Source organism: Blautia faecis, from assembly GCF_027662325.1.
GTDB lineage: Bacteria > Bacillota > Clostridia > Lachnospirales > Lachnospiraceae > Blautia_A > Blautia_A faecis.
Map to the genome: position 1 here is coordinate 41,882 of NZ_JAQDKY010000006.1, position 16,231 is coordinate 58,112.

At 38.4% G+C, this 16,231-nt stretch carries 19 protein-coding genes and 1 pseudogene; 3 read left to right on the forward strand and 17 right to left on the reverse strand.

The window, feature by feature from the left end:
* Nucleotides 1–320 precede the first annotated feature (320 nt).
* The 16 genes and pseudogenes from PGQ38_RS04760 to PGQ38_RS04835 all read right to left on the reverse strand — a co-directional run bounded on the left by PGQ38_RS04760 (nt 321) and on the right by PGQ38_RS04835 (nt 12,010).
* Nucleotides 321–620 (reverse strand): type II toxin-antitoxin system RelE/ParE family toxin, encoded by a 300-nt coding sequence (locus tag PGQ38_RS04760; protein ID WP_270430912.1) that lies wholly within the window; start codon nt 618–620, stop codon nt 321–323.
* A gap of 3 nt (nt 621–623) precedes the next feature.
* Nucleotides 624–872: a type II toxin-antitoxin system prevent-host-death family antitoxin gene (locus tag PGQ38_RS04765; protein WP_055067691.1), complete on the reverse strand. Its 249-nt coding sequence runs from the start codon at nt 870–872 to the stop codon at nt 624–626.
* A 79-nt stretch (nt 873–951) separates the two neighbouring features.
* Nucleotides 952–1,299 carry a winged helix-turn-helix domain-containing protein gene (locus PGQ38_RS04770; protein ID WP_330674432.1) on the reverse strand — a complete coding sequence of 116 codons (348 nt, stop codon included), beginning with the start codon at nt 1,297–1,299 and terminating at the stop codon, nt 952–954.
* A gap of 129 nt (nt 1,300–1,428) precedes the next feature.
* A complete protein-coding gene (locus tag PGQ38_RS04775; protein WP_270430914.1) occupies nt 1,429–2,511 on the reverse strand; it encodes an ABC transporter permease in 1,083 nt (360 codons plus the stop codon).
* Nucleotides 2,498–3,388 carry an ABC transporter ATP-binding protein gene (locus PGQ38_RS04780; RefSeq protein ID WP_270430915.1) on the reverse strand — a complete coding sequence of 297 codons (891 nt, stop codon included), beginning with the start codon at nt 3,386–3,388 and terminating at the stop codon, nt 2,498–2,500. The genes PGQ38_RS04775 and PGQ38_RS04780 overlap by 14 nt, the downstream gene beginning before the upstream one ends.
* Entirely contained in the window at nt 3,376–4,140 is a 765-nt protein-coding gene (locus PGQ38_RS04785) for a hypothetical protein (protein WP_243034582.1), read from the reverse strand. Before PGQ38_RS04785 ends, PGQ38_RS04780 begins: the two co-directional genes overlap by 13 nt.
* The gene (locus tag PGQ38_RS04790; RefSeq protein WP_072446706.1) at nt 4,130–4,660 is read right to left on the reverse strand and encodes an RNA polymerase sigma factor; all 531 of its coding nucleotides are present in this window, start codon (nt 4,658–4,660) and stop codon (nt 4,130–4,132) included. Before PGQ38_RS04790 ends, PGQ38_RS04785 begins: the two co-directional genes overlap by 11 nt.
* Nucleotides 4,661–4,902: 242 nt before the next feature.
* Nucleotides 4,903–5,259 (reverse strand): annotated as a pseudogene (locus PGQ38_RS04795) (TnpV protein).
* 25 nt (nt 5,260–5,284) lie between these two features.
* The gene (locus tag PGQ38_RS04800) at nt 5,285–6,487 is read right to left on the reverse strand and encodes a plasmid recombination protein (protein ID WP_270430917.1); all 1,203 of its coding nucleotides are present in this window, start codon (nt 6,485–6,487) and stop codon (nt 5,285–5,287) included.
* A 499-nt stretch (nt 6,488–6,986) separates the two neighbouring features.
* Nucleotides 6,987–7,286, reverse strand: coding sequence for a hypothetical protein (locus PGQ38_RS04805; protein WP_270430918.1), 300 nt, complete (start codon nt 7,284–7,286; stop codon nt 6,987–6,989).
* A 5-nt stretch (nt 7,287–7,291) separates the two neighbouring features.
* Nucleotides 7,292–8,233, reverse strand: a complete 942-nt coding sequence (locus PGQ38_RS04810) for a ParM/StbA family protein (protein ID WP_270430920.1) — start codon at nt 8,231–8,233, stop codon at nt 7,292–7,294.
* Nucleotides 8,234–8,410: 177 nt separating this feature from the next.
* A complete protein-coding gene (locus PGQ38_RS04815; protein WP_270430922.1) occupies nt 8,411–9,763 on the reverse strand; it encodes a virulence-associated E family protein in 1,353 nt (450 codons plus the stop codon).
* Nucleotides 9,711–10,349 carry a CHC2 zinc finger domain-containing protein gene (locus PGQ38_RS04820; protein WP_270430923.1) on the reverse strand — a complete coding sequence of 213 codons (639 nt, stop codon included), beginning with the start codon at nt 10,347–10,349 and terminating at the stop codon, nt 9,711–9,713. The genes PGQ38_RS04815 and PGQ38_RS04820 overlap by 53 nt, the downstream gene beginning before the upstream one ends.
* Before the next feature lie 77 nt (nt 10,350–10,426).
* On the reverse strand, nt 10,427–10,750 hold the full coding sequence (locus PGQ38_RS04825; RefSeq protein WP_270430925.1) for a plasmid mobilization protein: 324 nt from the start codon (nt 10,748–10,750) through the stop codon (nt 10,427–10,429).
* On the reverse strand, nt 10,740–11,819 hold the full coding sequence (locus tag PGQ38_RS04830; RefSeq protein ID WP_270430927.1) for a site-specific integrase: 1,080 nt from the start codon (nt 11,817–11,819) through the stop codon (nt 10,740–10,742). The genes PGQ38_RS04825 and PGQ38_RS04830 overlap by 11 nt, the downstream gene beginning before the upstream one ends.
* A complete protein-coding gene (locus tag PGQ38_RS04835) occupies nt 11,816–12,010 on the reverse strand; it encodes a hypothetical protein (RefSeq protein ID WP_055193847.1) in 195 nt (64 codons plus the stop codon). Before PGQ38_RS04835 ends, PGQ38_RS04830 begins: the two co-directional genes overlap by 4 nt.
* Before the next feature lie 167 nt (nt 12,011–12,177).
* Between PGQ38_RS04835 and PGQ38_RS04840 the strand changes: the two genes are divergently transcribed.
* Genes PGQ38_RS04840 through PGQ38_RS04850 form a run of 3 tightly spaced genes read left to right on the forward strand, consistent with a single transcriptional unit; the run spans nt 12,178 to nt 14,064 of the window.
* The gene (locus PGQ38_RS04840) at nt 12,178–12,723 is read left to right on the forward strand and encodes a helix-turn-helix domain-containing protein (RefSeq protein WP_270430929.1); all 546 of its coding nucleotides are present in this window, start codon (nt 12,178–12,180) and stop codon (nt 12,721–12,723) included.
* A gap of 51 nt (nt 12,724–12,774) precedes the next feature.
* The gene (locus PGQ38_RS04845; protein WP_270430931.1) at nt 12,775–13,524 is read left to right on the forward strand and encodes a phospholipase D-like domain-containing protein; all 750 of its coding nucleotides are present in this window, start codon (nt 12,775–12,777) and stop codon (nt 13,522–13,524) included.
* 15 nt (nt 13,525–13,539) lie between these two features.
* Entirely contained in the window at nt 13,540–14,064 is a 525-nt protein-coding gene (locus PGQ38_RS04850) for a hypothetical protein (protein WP_118625206.1), read from the forward strand.
* A gap of 85 nt (nt 14,065–14,149) precedes the next feature.
* Here the strand turns inward: PGQ38_RS04850 and guaA are convergent, their stop codons facing one another.
* Entirely contained in the window at nt 14,150–15,727 is a 1,578-nt protein-coding gene (gene guaA, locus PGQ38_RS04855; RefSeq protein WP_270430933.1) for a glutamine-hydrolyzing GMP synthase, read from the reverse strand.
* Between the last annotated feature and the right edge of the window lie 504 nt (nt 15,728–16,231).

Below are 16,231 nucleotides of genomic sequence, written 5' to 3' on the forward strand. Positions count from 1 at the left end.
ACTCATATCATGAAAACATATACATTTTATCCCGTTCCTAGCGAACATTATCAATTTATAACGCTCAAAAATTGCATTGTATACCTAAATAATATCTTTATATGTTCATCTGCTTATTCAATTATACTCTCATACACTATCTTAGGCAAACAATTATACATTTATAATTTAAATGGTCAGAAAATTTTTACTACAACTTTTCCTAACACTTTAAAAGAAATATCATATATACATTTTACAAATTCCATCTATTTTAATACTTCAACAAAAACAAGCAATTCCAATTAATTATGAAGCAATATAGTATTTACCGATTGATACTATTCAAATATTCTCGTAATATCCTGATACCGATTTACCACCCGATAAATCTCTACTGTTTCTTTAACAACCTTATACAGAACAACATAATCTTGCCACACCACATACTTATAATCCGTCTTAAAACTCACACGCTTAGACAAGTCTGCACCAATGTAAGGAAACTGCTGTATATTTTCAAACTGGCGGTAAATCTCCTGTATTGTTTCCAATGCTTTATCTGCATTGTCCTCAGCAATATAATCCTTAATAGATTTCAAGTCCTTTGCCACTAACGGATTGATCCGTAACTTCATCATGCTCTATTCTCCCACCATTGTCTTTAATTCATCCAATGACAACCAACCTTTTCCATCCTTGACAGCCGCCTCAGCCTCTTGCAGCTTCTCTAAAAGTTTCTTTTCTGCTTTATCTCGCTCATAATCTTCTATATCCATTACCACAAATCTTCCCCTGCCATTTTTCGTAAGAAAAACAGGTTCTCCCACCTGGCAGTTCTTCAACACTTCATTGTAATTTCTCAAATCAGATACCGGTAATATATTTGGCATAGTTACCATCCTTTCAAAATCAATACTATATTCTATCTTTTATTATAGCCAAAGATGCTGTAAAAATCAACGAAGGTTTTTACAGCATTTCCCTTATTTGCAGTGCCTGATTAAATCGATAGCCAACTCCCCACACTGTCTGTATGTAAACAGGCTTGCTTGGATTATCCTCTATCTTTTCCCGTATATTGCGAATATGGCTCATAACAATGTTGTAATCGCCATAATATGGTTCTTTCCAAACCCTATCATATATCTGCTCTTTACTAAATACTATTCCGGCATTTTGAGCCAACAACAATAAAATTTCAAATTCTGTATATGTCAAGTCAATTTCATTTTTTTTACGAACTACAATGCGCTTACGCTTATCAATATAAAGTCCCTCAAAACAAAGTTCCCCTTTATGGACAGCTTTATGTTTCAAAACCTCTATATCTTCACTCACACACGATATAATACGGTTGATAATATGCTCTTCTCCATCCTCAAATGATAGAATTAAAATCTTCCCAAATGATCACCCCATTTCACATCCTGTACAAGCCAATTATTTTTACGCAAATTGTTTTGTCTTATAAGATACCAATCCTTTTACCAAACACCCTATGGCAAAACAAATATTTATTCCCAGTACAATATACCATATCTCATATATGTCATTTACAATTCCCGTCATGACAAGAAAAATCGGCATAGAATCTACTATAAGCCATATGATTCCCCCGAAAAACATCCTTATCAATACAGGAAGTCCCCAACATACAGCCGCAATAATTACTGCGCCAAAAGAGCTATTCTGATATGCAGAAACGCATAGTGTAATGGCGCATAACGATAAAAGCGCCTGAAAAGCTAATCCTAATAAAATGCCAAGATATTTCAAAAATAATACAGGTTGAAGCATATGTTGAGAAAGCACCATCCAGGATATATTTTCAAATCCCTGCAAACCATATATCATCCAGCATAAGACTAAACTGACTAACACAAACCACATAAAAATGAAAATAGTGAATGTAAAAGAAGCCAAAATTTTAGCATGAACATCTTTTCTTCTTCCTTCTTCCGTGCTAAAAATTAATGGCAGCATTTTCGTCTGGCTTTCATCTGCGAAGATGGTCGACACCCCGCAAATAATCAATATGCTTCCTAAAATCAATCCAAACTGAAGCATTTCAACGAATACCTTCCATCCCGTTGTATATGCCAAATAAGGTGTTTTCCCAATTTCATCATAAGCTTTTCCCAATTCTGTTTCCCACAGAAAATACCTTTCCGTTGGAAGTACACCATTTTCCCATGCACCATTGGTAAAATATCTTGTAACAAAATCATTTAAAAAGTTTCCATCTCTCCACCCTGGCATATTTTCCTCAAATTTTGTAGGTAAACCATATTTTTCAATTATTTGATTCACTTTTACATCCGTCAAATCACCTTCAAATTCTTCCGTAATCTTCCGATTCATCTGCACTGCTTCATAACCGGAATAAAACTTCCCATCTACTGTCGCTATTTCTCCACCGACCTCTGCAAACCAAAAATACAGAAACAGCAATCCTGTCGCAGCCAACATTCCTATTTTAAATATTTTATTTTGAAATAGTTTAAAAAGCTCCATCTTATAAAGTCGCATTTTTTTCTCCCCCTGTTATTTGTGTATGATAAAGATATGCATCTTCCAGTGTACTTTCCACATTTTCTGCACCTGCAACCGGCTGTCTTTCTGAAACAATTCTTAGTTCAACATTTTCTCCACTACTTCTCATATTGCTTACAATGAAGCTACTGGTTATCTGCCCTGCTTCTTTTTCAGAAACAATACACTTCCAGACACATCCTTCTACTTTGTCAGTAATCTCTTTCTCCGTTCCTTCTTGAATCAGTTCTCCATTCTTCATAATCAAAATACGGTCTGCAATATAATCTATATCAGATACGATATGTGTAGACAGTAAAACCATCCTATTTTTTCCAAGTGAACTAATCACATTACGAAAGCGTACTCTCTCCTTTGGATCAAGCCCTGCCGTAGGTTCATCTAAAATCAAAATTTCAGGATTATTTAGAAGTGCCTGTGCAATTCCTATTCTTCGTATCATACCTCCTGAAAAAGTCTTCAGCTTTTTCTTTTTCATATTTTTTAACTCTACCATATCTAAAAGTTCGTCAATACAACTATCGGCATAGTCTTCCGGTAGTGCTTTCAATGCCGCCATATATCGCAGGAAGCGTTCTGCAGTAAAATCGCCATAATATCCAAAATCCTGTGGTAAATAGCCCAATAACCTACGATACTCTGCTCCCATACTGTCTATCTCAATATCATCACAATAAATACTTCCCCCCGTTGGCTGCAAAACACCACAAATCAATCTCATTAATGTTGTTTTTCCCGCACCATTTTCTCCCAACAGTCCATACACACCATTTGTAAATGTATAATTGAATTTTCTGACTGCTTCTTTATCCTTGTATTTTTTTTGTACATCCATCAACTTTAATTCGTGCATAATACTTCTCCTTTTTCCATTTTGCTAAGCAATTTTTTTATCTGCATTACAAATAAAAGTCCCGACACAAGAAAAGCTACTGCCCATATCCAAAGAGTTGTTACAAAAAGTGCTCTCGGAATCGAACCTATTACTCCATAACTTATTGATAAAAAGATGGCACTCATGCCAAATAAAGATGAATTCTTTCCTCTTGTTTCCATTGATAAAATTCCTAATGCAGTTATACTTGATACTAGATATGGAGTTAAAATGTACAGCCCCACCTGTAATAATCCAACGCTCCAATGATAGTTCAAATAGCCAGCTATCAAAAACAATATCATAACATTTATCATACCCGACAATACCAGCCATGCAGCAACACACTGTTTTGTATTGAAATAGCAGCTTTCTCCTAACTCTGCCATTTTTCCAAAAAACAATTTATCAATCACACTAATAGACGTTATGCTAAGAATACCTGCTCCAACCATACATACAGTAATCATCCCATTTTGATTCAATCCGGTATATTGCAATGCTGTAATAAAAATAATTCCTAAACAAATAAGGACACCATAAACAGCAAAAAACAATTTATCCATGTACCAAAATTGATGAAACAAAATATTTTTTGTAGACATCATCGGCGTTCTCTGCTTTTCCATTTCCTCAATCATTGCATAATAAGTCTTTTGTTTTCTTATTTCATCAACATGAACTTGCTCATCTGCCTTTGCAAAAAGAGTCTTTATTTCGCTATCTCTCATAATCATTCTCCATTAACTTTTTTAACTGATTTACACCTAATCGAAATCTTGACTTTGTAGTAGAAACACTGCACCCCATAATCTTTGCAATATCTTTAAATTTCATTTCTTCATAAATACGCAGAATAATAACTTCCCTCGTATCCTGCGAAAGTTCCTTTAATAAATTTCTCAGATAAACGGCATCCTCCGCTTCGGTCAGCATATCTTTATGGTTTGGAATTTTATCAATCTCCTCCCATTCGACGGCTGTTACTTTTTCTTTCTTATCCCGGAAATAATTAAAACATATATTTCTTGCAATAGTCAGGAGATAACCTTTGAGATTATGATGTTTATAGGAAGTTCCATATTTCATAAATTTCAAAAAAGTTTCCTGAGCAATGTCGTAGGCATCATCCTCTGTTTGAACCATATATAGACAAAAGCGATAAATATCTGCATAATATCGTTCAATAATAATACCGACTGCCTCTTTATTTCCGCTATGTACTTTTTGAATCAATTCGCTGTCTTTCATAGCGTTTTCTCCAATCATAAAACGTCTTACATCTTATATAACCACTACAGAGTAAAAAAAGTTCACTATAAAATTGTTTTTTAATATTTTTTTGCCATTCATCCTCAAATACCCACAATAGCTCACTTAATTCTACTTTCTGCAATTCATTATATAACTATTTTCCGCACCTGCGTTTACATTATGTTCAAACCGTTTGCCCTTTCAAAGCTTTATTTCTTTCTGCCTGTTTTTCTCTTATCTTAGCCATTGCAATATATTATTTCCTCTCTCACAATCTCTTCTGCCCTCGCCCGGATATTATTCATTTTCCGCACCCAAAGCAACTGATTTTCTTCTTTCAACTACTCTGTCACTCCCTCACGTTCTGCCATCTGCTCCACCAGCACATCAAACTGTAATTCTGCCTATTCCTGCACCATGAGCAGATGTTCCTTTAGCTTTCCACTTAGAACCATTCCCTGATAAATGCCACTCTTATATTCTTTCAGATAATGTTTCCGCATTAATCCGAACTTTCTCAATTCTCCTTCCGGCTCCGGATCTGGAATTATGTTCGGTATCAAATAATCTCTACATTTCTCGTAAGTTAAATTCATTGTTCATTCCTCACTTTCTTCAAATTTACATTTCCTGCTGCAGTTTTTTCTTCTTATCCGTCATTTCCCGTTGTGTTGTCTTTCTCTGTCGATTCTGCTCCGCTGCATCCGCTTTTTTCTCTTCCAGTTTTTGCTTGAAGGATTTTGGTGCCAGCGATTTTACAAACTCTACAAACGCCTCTCCAAGTCCCCTTGATGCCACAAACTGTTTTAATTTCTCAATCTGGTCAGTAAGGGTTGCTATTTTCTTCTCCAAAGCAGATATTCTCTTTTCATATTTTTCCAACAAATGATTCCTTGATACTGCCCGGCTGAAAGCATCCATAATCTTATTCCAATCACTTTTCTTTACCTTGACATATTCCTCACCGCCAAACAAATTATTGACCGGAATTGCAGCACTTTTTATCTTCTTGGTTTCTGCATCTACTTCTTTTGAAATGTTCTTTAGGGTAGTTGCTCTCAAATCATGCTTCGCAAGTAATTCATGATTGCTTTTATCCCTTGCCTCCAGTTCATCTATCTGATTCGCCAACTCCCCGGCTTGTGTAGCAAGTTCCCTGTTATGTATCTCCATTTCCTCTGCCTGTTGTTCCAGTGCTTCCACTTTCCGCATCGCAGCTTTATACTCCGGCAGGGTAAGGTTATCCCTCTGTATGCCCAATACCTCGACATCAATCCCTTTTTCCTGACAAAGTTCCGTCAAATAGGCTCGCTCCCTCTGTTGCCATGCAACTGTTTCATTTTCCTTTTTGCTGACCGCCTTTGCAAATCCCATTTGCTGCAATGCCTTAGTCAGACTATTGCGTGTTTTCATGCCTGTTTTATAGCCATTCGCAACCGGAATATAATCAATGTGCAAGTGCGGCGTTGCTTCATCCAAGTGCATAACACAATTAAACAGATACAAATTGGGATTACGCTCTTGAAACGTTTTTGCATACTGCTCCAATATTTCAATAGCTGCCTTTGCCTCCTCAGTAAACTTTCCATCTGCACCCACCACAGGAGTGTCATCCTTTTTGCCTATCTGAACGATATTCTCGTAGAATGTCTTTTCCTTATTACCGGAATTCTCTATTTCTTTCAGATAATTTCCCTTTCTACGATCCTTACGCTTTTGTCCTGCATTATACTCCATAAGTGCCTGCCCAAAGCATTTCTCATATGCCTGTTCCAATGATTCCTGTATATAAATTCGGTTCCAAGCTGTCCTTTCGGGTACCACATTATTACTGATAAACTCTCGGTTATTATGTGTCAGATGTCCCTTTCCCTTTGGAAATGAAATTGTTTTTGCTCTCAGTCTTTTTACCTTCTTTCTTCTAGTAATGCTCTAAATGCTCCGCATTTATCGCTGCTGTGCCAGTGAAAGCAAATGTCGCTAAGCGCCGCTTGCTTTCACCTTGCGCACAGCATTTAGTTACTTTTGTCAAAAGTAACTCCTTATTAGTTTTGACGCAGGCATCAAAACATAAGTCGCTCTCCGAGGGCTCTGCGAGGCTCATGCCAGCCCTGTAGCTGGCATGTCTGCCATAGAATACATGGCAGATTGCTCACTCCGTCAGATAATCCCTTCCTTCGTTCGCTTTGGCTGACGGTACCGAATATGCCTATTCCGGTACCCAGTCACCCATTGCAAATGCCATCGTTATCATCGCATCTGACATATCCGACTCCGGCACTCCTGCTGTTTCTTGTTCCATCTCATCTCTATGATCTCCGGTCTATGACGCAGAAGGTATGGCATTTCCATATATACTTTCCATTTCCTCCAGCAGCTCTCTCTTTAGCGTTGATAAATACATGGAAAGCATCTGCTCCGTTACACACTCTGAATTACTTTGTTGAAAAGCTCCCTGTTCTATTGCATGGTTTCCATCCAATATCTGAACAAATGCGTCTGAAAGTATTTTCCCGTAAGAGCCTTCTTTTCTTGTAATGCTCTGCAAATATTCCCATGTTCTACGCTGGTTTTCATCATCCATGCAGAATCGAACATTGCTTGAACGATACTCTTTTCGCATCTGAATTATCCTCTCATTCGTTGTTTCATCATGGCAAGTGCCTCATACCCTTTCGCATTAGCACATATATCTGTAATTACGGTTACTTCCGGTTTGGCTGTCAAGTCAGAGAAATTTTGTAAAAGACAGCCTCCACCACCAATGATATAAAGGTGTACCAATTCTTCCCGATATCCATGCGCTGTGAGTTTCTTCATAATTTCCGCTGTATAGTTTTCCGCAATCCGCTTGGTCGTCATAGCTACTGCATCTGTCCTGTCCCCGATTCCATTCCTCAAAAGCGGTTCAATGAGCATCTCCGGCACCTCCACACCACTGTGCTTTGATACTTCTTTTTGTATCTTTTCCATACACTGATGTACTTCGAACACTTCTGTGCTTATACTGTTTTCCATAGGTCTGCCATCATGAATTTCCAAAATACTCATAGTACCATTTCCTATATCAACCAACATATTCATGCCCGGCATAGAGCCTTGATTATGAACTGCTGCAAGTCCCTGCGGAAAAGTTTCCAAGCCGCATAAATGGACTTTGTATCGTTCCTTGCGAAATGAGAAATCCAGCTCCTTTTCACGCATGAGATAGTTTCTCCATTTCGCAGCCTGCGTCTTTACCCATGCAAGCGGTAATCCCACTGCAAGCACCACATCTGCCTCATACAATCCTCTGTACTTCATTTCCTCTGCCAGTCCTACAAGTGTCAGAATATAGAAATCATCCGATTCCGTTTTATTACCCTGATATACCAGATGGCTCTCACCAATCACGTAATATTTATCCCTATACTTTACATAATTAGTACTGACAATCGGCTCCTCGTCATAACACTCTATCCCAGTCTGCAATACCCGGTGCGCCGTCTTGATATTTCCATAACCATGATCCAGACCTATATAAATTTTTCCTGCTGCTTTGTTGCTTTTCTGATAATTGAATTTCTGCATCTATTTTTCCTCCTGTTGTTTACATTTGTTATTACAATACTCTTTTGCTATTTTTCCCGTTTACATTGTTTACAACTGCTATACCTTGCGTATTTACTGGATTTTCCGTAAACCATAGTGTTTACTATCGCGCATACACAGGCGGTAAACAGAATTTGTAAACGGGGATCAAAAAACTTATTTTTTATCAAATGGCATTTCTGCATGTTCCGGCAATTTATGAAATTCTTCTTTATCTGCTATCCTGCGCCATCCTCTTTGTATGCCATATTCCGCAAATCGGTGGGATGATATTTTCTCCCAACCGGAAATACTGTTGTTCATGACATTATTGATTTCCTTTAATTCCCAGTCCTTCGGCGTATCGTATTCATGGTCAAATGCTTCTTTATATATCATGGTGCTGCATACATAATCCTGTGACAATTCATCCAACCACAACTGGATAATTCCGACTTTCGCATCCTCCGGCATAAACTCTTTCTGCATCTGGCGCAGATAATTTTCCGTATCTTTGGATAATTTCAATTCATGCTGACCGCTTCGATACAGCTCCATTGCCTCCGCCCATGCCTGAATGATATAATTCCTTGCCTCTTTCTCGTCCTCAAGAATATGCTTCTCCACTCTGTCCGGGTGTACCAGTATCGGTGCAAATCTACGGTTGCCAGTCCTGTCTAATGGTAAAAAATCCATGCTGTTAGAAGTACCGACAAACACGCATTGTCTCGGTCTGTCCTCTGGATGCGTTTCATAAGGGATTTTATAAGTTTCTTTCTGTCTGCTGATAAATGACTTAATATCCTCAATGCTTTTGGCATTCACAGTAGCCATCATCTCTGACATTTCGATAATCCAATGCCCCTGCATTTTCCGGTACACATTATCATCATCCATGCGTTTCAGATCATCCGAAAACCATTCATCCTTGATTGCAAGGAACCGAAAAAATGTAGATTTTCCTGCCCCCTGTCCACCCACCAGACACACCATAATTTCATATTTGCATCCCGGTTCATATACTCTATGTATCGCAGCCAGCATAAGAAGCTGCATAATTTCTCTGGTATAGGCATCCTCCTCGGCTCCCAGATATTTGGGAAGCAATCTTCCAATTCGATGCTTTCCATCCCATACAAGTTGCTCCAGATACTCCCGAATCGGATGATACCGGTTCTCGCTGGCTGCGATATTCATAGCTTTGTTGATGTTCCTCTCATTTTTTAACCCGTACTGCTTTTCCAGATACCAATGAAGCTGGTACACATCGGTATCCGTCAGACTGGAAGATGTTCTTTCCCATCCAAGATCACCAACAATATCTATTTTTCCGGAAAGTTCATTTTTTCTGATGGCACCTTTTAACAAAAGATCACGCTGAAAAACGGTCATACAATTATCAATGCTCTGGCAGATATTCCCTTTATTATTTCTTACAAGGTCAGTCTGAATATCCTCAACGCTACTCCTTTCATCCTCAAGCACTTTCCCGACATCGTCCCATGATACATCTGCTCCATTTTCTGACATTTCCTGCAACCTGCTCCACCTCTTTTCTGCCCTGCATAAATAGTTCTTTTTTCTCTTGCTCACTTCCCATGCAGAGAATATCCAGCCAATAATTGATGATTGGTTCTGCATGAAGCATCATTGCATAATCCTCAGAAAATATTACATCCGGTGGCTTGCCATAAAGAACCTGTCCACTATCTTCAATCTGTACCAACGCATCTTTTAACAGTTCTATTGTTTCCTCACACCATCTGTAAAATCTTTTCTTAATCTGAATAATGCGCATGCGCTCCTCTTTTTCCCTGCGAAGCCTTTGCCTTTCTTCTCTGCTCATAGCTTCTGTCTGAACATGTAATCCAAAATCCTCAATCAATTTCTTTGCGGCATCGTATTGGGATAATCCATACATTCTTGCTGTGTAATCAATCACATCTCCACCCACACCACAAGCAAAGCAATGATAATTTTTATCCACCTTCATGCTTGGATGTCTGTCATCATGGAATGGACAGCAGGCAACACCATTTTTGCGGATACGAAGTCCATAACTTTCCGCCACCTGTCTTGTGGTTAGCTGCTCTTTTACTTCTGAAAATATGTTCAAATCACAAATTTCTCCTTTCATGCGGAGAAAGCCTTTGCTATAATAAATTTGTTGTGGATAGAAAGGCTTTATCCTTTTTATTCTTTCATGTCCCTGTTACCAGCAGGGGCATTTTTCTGTAATACAATCAATTTTTTTAGCAAAGCCAGCAAAAGCTGCTCATTCTCTGAATTTCCATTGTGCAATTCCTCACATATCTGCTCTAACACTTTTGATAATCGAAATGACATATAATTGCCTGACACTACCTTAATTTCCTGCTCTAACACTGCCTTTCGATAATATTCACCTTTCGGCACTCCCGATAATATAATTTTTGCCTCAACTTCTGCTTTTTCTTCATCACTCAGCCAGAATGCGATTGTATTATGCCGAAATCTATCCTCCCGTTTACACGCCATCTTCCTCACCTCGATCCACTTTTCCAAGACGGTCTGCAATTTTCTCCTGTGCATCCCTTGACTGGTGGCAATAGGTTTCAATCGTTGTCGTCACCTTTCCATGTCCCAGCCTCTTAGCAATCTCAATCGGACTGAACCCCATCTGCACCAGCATGCTTGCATGACTGTGTCTGGTACAATGTACTGTGATTTTCTTAACTCCAGACAACTTAATTCCGCGTTCCATCTCATGCTCAAAGAAACTCTTTGTTCTTCCTGCAAACAATCTGGTTCCCGGTTTTGATCGATACAATGTGCTGATATATTCCCGAATCTCGTCCTTCAATTCCTTATGAATAGTTATCACTCGCACCGAGCTTTCTGTCTTTGGAGCTGTAATCAAATCTTCTCCATCAAGCCTTGTAAGCGATTCATCCACCCGGATAGTTCCATCCTCGAAATTTACATCTTTCACCTGCAAAGCAAGTAATTCTCCAATACGCATACCTGTCCAAAACAATATCTGAAATGCCATCCAAGAATCTCTTTTATCCATAATTGCATCTGAAAATTTCTGAAATTCTTCCAACGTCCAGTACGGGCGTTCATCCGCTTTGCTTTTTCCCATACTGCCTGCCTTGTGGCATGGATTGGAGCGTAACTCATAGAATCGCACCGCATAATTTAGAATAGAACTAAGCTGATTATTTATCGTTTTCAGATAAGTCGGCTTAAATCCTTTATCAATCATTTCTCCCTGCCACTTTCGTATCATAGGAGCTGTGATTGCATTGATAGGCATATTTCCAAAATACGGAAGCACCTTATCTTTCATCACATATTCTTTCTGCTTCATAGTAGTTTTCCGCAGTCGTTTCTCCATATCTGCCTTATATATCTCCCAGAAATCATTCAAGGTCATGGTCGGATCAGAAGTTTGCTGCAATATGAAATGTGCATACCATTCCTCTGCTTCCTTCTTCGTCTTAAACCCTCGCTTCTGGGATTTCTTCTTGGTTCCCGTCCAGTCTGTCCACCGATACTGGATATGCCATGTACCGTTTGGATCTCGCTTTGCACTGCAGCTCATGCGCTCACCTCCTTGGCTCCGCCGTACCATTTCTCACGAAAATACTCCACCGGAATTTTGCCTGCGATTGTAAGGAAACCTTTTCCAGCCAGTTCCTTGTTCATTTCTCGCAAAATCTTGTAGGATTTTCCCATACTCACACCGAGCATCTTTGCAATGTCTTCTGCACTGTAGTAAATTTTTTCGTTCATATCGCTTTTCCTTTCCTTGGTTCTGTATAGTATCATTTTGTTTCGTTTTTATGTTATCGCAACATTTGTTTCGTGTCAATATCTTTTTTCTTTTATTTTTTTATCTGGTGTGTTATTCTATATATGATATTGAAACATTCATAGTTTTAAATCAGGAGGAAATCACAATGACAGTTGGTGAAAATATAAGGCGCATCCGTCAGGAACGTCACCTAACTCAAAGACAATTAGGAGAAATGGTTGGTGCAAGCGAAGCCTATATTCGTGCATACGAAAGTGGCAGAAGAAATCCTAAACCATCTTCCCTTGAAAAAATAGCAGAGGCACTTGCGGTCAACCCTGAAGTACTTGCAAATTCAGACTTTGATGGTATAAAAGCTATACACCGACTTTTTCAGATATTCCGCCAGTATGACGGCTCATTATTTGAATATCAGGATAAAGATGGAAATGATATGGTAGGCATCAGCTTTGGAACATTATCGCTGATGCAATCATGGTTAGAACGCTATGAAAAATATATGGATGAAGTCGAGAAATGTAATGAAATCAAAGATGTGAAAAAACGTGGCGAAGCTCTGTTGAAAGCGGAAGCTGACTTCAATCTTTGGATGGATATTTATCCGGAATCGGAGGCATGGCAGGAACGACTTAGGATTCAGAAGACACATGATGAGGTTATGGATAAGATGGGATTGAATCATAATGAGTAAAATATGTATGCTTGACTCACCCTTAATATTCATAAAGAAAGGATTATGACAATGACCGAAGACCAATTTTTAAAAACGATGATTGAAACCATTAAATATGATGATTACGAAAAAAAGGAAGAGATGCTAACTATTCTGCGTAATTCCGTTATATACTTTGATAAAACAAGTTCCTTTGCCACAAGATCTTGGCAATGCTGGGAGAATATCGATCTTAGAGTTCCTATTCCCCTTTTAAAAGAAGCAAGGAATTTGCAAAAAAACTTACAAGATATTGCATCTATGGTATATATCGAAACACATGATTATGATTTTAATCAATTAAATATAAAACCTAAACCTATTGATTTAGATATCGATAATTATAAGGAACATGATGCATTTTTTTCAGAGATTAAAGACACCATTATACAAGGAATCCGCAATGCAAAATATTTGATTTGGTGTACAGTTGCTTGGATTACTGACGATGATATTTACAATGAATTACTCCAAAAAAGGAACAATGGTATTCAAATACGAATTCTTACTTCCGATGAACCTTCTAACAGTCGATTACTAAAAAACTTATGTGATAATTTTGAAGTAGTAAAAATTCCTCAATGGGGTGAAAACTCCCGGAACAGGATGCATGATAAATTCTGTATTATTGATCTTGAATATGTTATGCATGGCTCATACAATTGGAGTAGAAATGCAATGAGTAACAATGAAACATTAGCTACTGCACTGGATAAAGATTTTGTTAAAAAATTTGCAGATGAATTTATGTTTTTATATAATGCGCACAAACATGATTAAAAGGAGGATACACATATGGATACTATATACACTACTGAATTAGTCGCTTTAGGAGCATCTCTTGCAGAATTAGCAGTAAAGGGCACTGCCACCGCAGTCTCAACAAAAATCAAAGCTATCAGAGATGAAAAGAATACTGATAAAGTTCGTAATACTTATGACGAAATTGTGAGCGAACTACTTTTGGAACGTGACGAAGCAATACGTATTGCACAGTCTTACAAGTCAGAACTTGAAAAAGTTGTTATTAGTGACGAAGATATTCAACACTTACATAATACCGTTTCAAATATACTTGAAATTATTAAATCTATACAAATCGCAAATGCCCTTCCAAAGGGAGAAGATGAAATTGCGAAGGTCAAATCTCAAGTTGAAAGTTATGAACAAATCAAAGAATTAATTAGTGTTGACACACTAAAAACAATGCAATTATTAGGTTTTAACTATAAAGCAGCAATCGGAGAGCCTTTAACAGAAATATGTGCAAATGCGATTTCAAAATTAGGCAATAAAACTACTGTATCTAAACGTAAATAAATATTTTGTACCCAAATCGTACCCAATACCATCTAAAAAATCCCTACAAAGCCCATAAATACAGGCTTTGTAGGGATTTAACCCTTTACTCAAACTCAATCGTTCCCGGTGGCTTACTGGTCAGATCGTAGAATACGCGGTTAACTCCCTTAACTTCATTAATAACACGATTCATAACCCTGTTCAGTACTTCATACGGAATCTCTGCGGACTCTGCTGTCATAAAGTCAATCGTCTTCACTGCTCGCAGTGCCACTGCATAATCGTATGTTCTGAAATCGCCCATAACGCCTACGCTTCGCATATTGGTAAGAGCTGCAAAGTACTGGTTCGGTATCCAGGATGGTTCTTTGCCGTTCTCAATTTTATAAGCTTCTGCTGCCTTATCAATTTCTTCACGGTAAATGAAATCAGCATCCTGCACAATGCGAACTTTCTCTTCAGTAACTTCGCCGATAATACGGATTCCAAGTCCCGGTCCCGGAAATGGCTGACGGAATACCAGCTTCTCTGGAATTCCAAGCTCCAGTCCTGCTTTGCGGACTTCATCTTTGAAGAGGTCACGAAGCGGCTCAATAATCTCCTTGAAGTCTACGAAATCAGGAAGTCCGCCTACATTGTGATGAGACTTGATCACTGCGGACTCTCCGCCAAGACCACTCTCTACCACATCTGGATAGATGGTTCCCTGTGCAAGAAAATCAACAGCACCGATCTTCTTAGCCTCTTCTTCAAAGATACGGATAAATTCCTCACCAATGATCTTACGCTTCGCTTCCGGCTCAGTAACTCCCGCAAGTTTATCATAATATCTCTGCTGTGCATTCACACGGATAAAATTCAGGTCAAACTGTCCATTAGGACCAAATACACCCTCAACCTCATCTCCCTCGGCTTTACGAAGAAGGCCATGATCTACAAACACACATGTCAGCTGCTTGCCAATAGCTCTGGAAAGAAGTCCTGCTGCTACAGAAGAATCAACACCGCCAGACAGTGCCAAAAGGACTTTGCCGTCGCCCACTTTCTCACGGATTTCTTTAATTGTATGCTCAACAAATGCATCCATCTTCCAGTCTCCGGCACATTCGCATACACCAAGTACGAAATTGGATAACATCTTCTTTCCTTCTACTGTATGGAGAACTTCCGGATGAAACTGGATCGCATACAGTTTCTTCTCCGCATTCTCGGCTGTAGCCACTGGACAGTCTGCTGTATGTGCAGAAATCTCAAATCCTGGTGCTGCTTGGGAGATATAGTCTGTATGGCTCATCCAGACAATTGTTTTCTCTGATACTCCTTCAAAAATTCTAGAATCTTTTTTGTCAACCAGCAACTCTGTTTTGCCGTATTCACTTACATCTGCTTTCTCAACTTTACCGCCGAGAACATGCATCATAAGCTGTGCACCGTAGCAAAGCCCAAGCACCGGAATACCAAGTTCGAATAATTCTTTCTGGTAAGTCGGTGAATCAGCTTCGTAACAACTGTTCGGTCCACCGGTAAGAATGATTCCCTTTGGATTCATGGCTTTGATCTTCTCAAGATCGGTCTTGTAAGAATAGATTTCACAATATACATTACATTCTCTGACACGTCTTGCAACCAGCTGATTGTACTGACCACCAAAATCAATTACAATAACTAATTCTTTCTTCAAGGTTTTCCTCCTGTTTTTCCCTATAAATTCTCATTGGAATCGTTACTGTTCACACTGGAAAATCTCCGGTAAACAATAACCTTGAATCTTCTTTCCATTATAAATGAGTATTACAACTTTTACAACGACTAATTTTCTTAGCTGAATAAAATTTTCAATATATCGTAGATAGATTTTATTACCATGAAATTAAGTTTGAATGCACAGCTTTTTCATACTGTATATTCCTATGCCGGTCACTTCAGGTGCGTTCCAATTTATAAGTTCTTTAGATTTTCCTCATATATTTTTCAATTTGTTCTCACAGATTCATCACAAATTCCGCGTATATTAATAAACAAATAAAGCGAAAGCTTTTTTACATAGATTATAAATATACTTTTTCTTTTTCATACTTGCCGGGCCAAAAGGTCCGGCCCTCCTTCTTTTTAGGAGAATTTTCGGAAGTTGCTTACGTCGGAGAATTCGAATTTGATTATAAATTTAACATAAAAAATCCCGGTC

Bases quoted from the DNA above. Each gene is read 5' to 3' on its own strand.
- PGQ38_RS04760 (WP_270430912.1), bottom strand. From the start codon at position 620: ATGATGAAGTTACGGATCAATCCGTTAGTGGCAAAGGACTTGAAATCT.
- PGQ38_RS04765 (WP_055067691.1), bottom strand. From the start codon at position 872: ATGCCAAATATATTACCGGTATCTGATTTGAGAAATTACAATGAAGTG.
- PGQ38_RS04775 (WP_270430914.1), bottom strand. From the start codon at position 2,511: ATGCGACTTTATAAGATGGAGCTTTTTAAACTATTTCAAAATAAAATA.
- PGQ38_RS04780 (WP_270430915.1), bottom strand. From the start codon at position 3,388: ATGCACGAATTAAAGTTGATGGATGTACAAAAAAAATACAAGGATAAA.
- PGQ38_RS04785 (WP_243034582.1), bottom strand. From the start codon at position 4,140: ATGAGAGATAGCGAAATAAAGACTCTTTTTGCAAAGGCAGATGAGCAA.
- PGQ38_RS04790 (WP_072446706.1), bottom strand. From the start codon at position 4,660: ATGAAAGACAGCGAATTGATTCAAAAAGTACATAGCGGAAATAAAGAG.
- PGQ38_RS04805 (WP_270430918.1), bottom strand. From the start codon at position 7,286: ATGCGAAAAGAGTATCGTTCAAGCAATGTTCGATTCTGCATGGATGAT.
- PGQ38_RS04810 (WP_270430920.1), bottom strand. From the start codon at position 8,233: ATGCAGAAATTCAATTATCAGAAAAGCAACAAAGCAGCAGGAAAAATT.
- PGQ38_RS04815 (WP_270430922.1), bottom strand. From the start codon at position 9,763: ATGTCAGAAAATGGAGCAGATGTATCATGGGACGATGTCGGGAAAGTG.
- PGQ38_RS04825 (WP_270430925.1), bottom strand. From the start codon at position 10,750: ATGGCGTGTAAACGGGAGGATAGATTTCGGCATAATACAATCGCATTC.
- PGQ38_RS04830 (WP_270430927.1), bottom strand. From the start codon at position 11,819: ATGAGCTGCAGTGCAAAGCGAGATCCAAACGGTACATGGCATATCCAG.
- PGQ38_RS04835 (WP_055193847.1), bottom strand. From the start codon at position 12,010: ATGAACGAAAAAATTTACTACAGTGCAGAAGACATTGCAAAGATGCTC.
- PGQ38_RS04840 (WP_270430929.1), top strand. From the start codon at position 12,178: ATGACAGTTGGTGAAAATATAAGGCGCATCCGTCAGGAACGTCACCTA.
- PGQ38_RS04845 (WP_270430931.1), top strand. From the start codon at position 12,775: ATGACCGAAGACCAATTTTTAAAAACGATGATTGAAACCATTAAATAT.
- PGQ38_RS04850 (WP_118625206.1), top strand. From the start codon at position 13,540: ATGGATACTATATACACTACTGAATTAGTCGCTTTAGGAGCATCTCTT.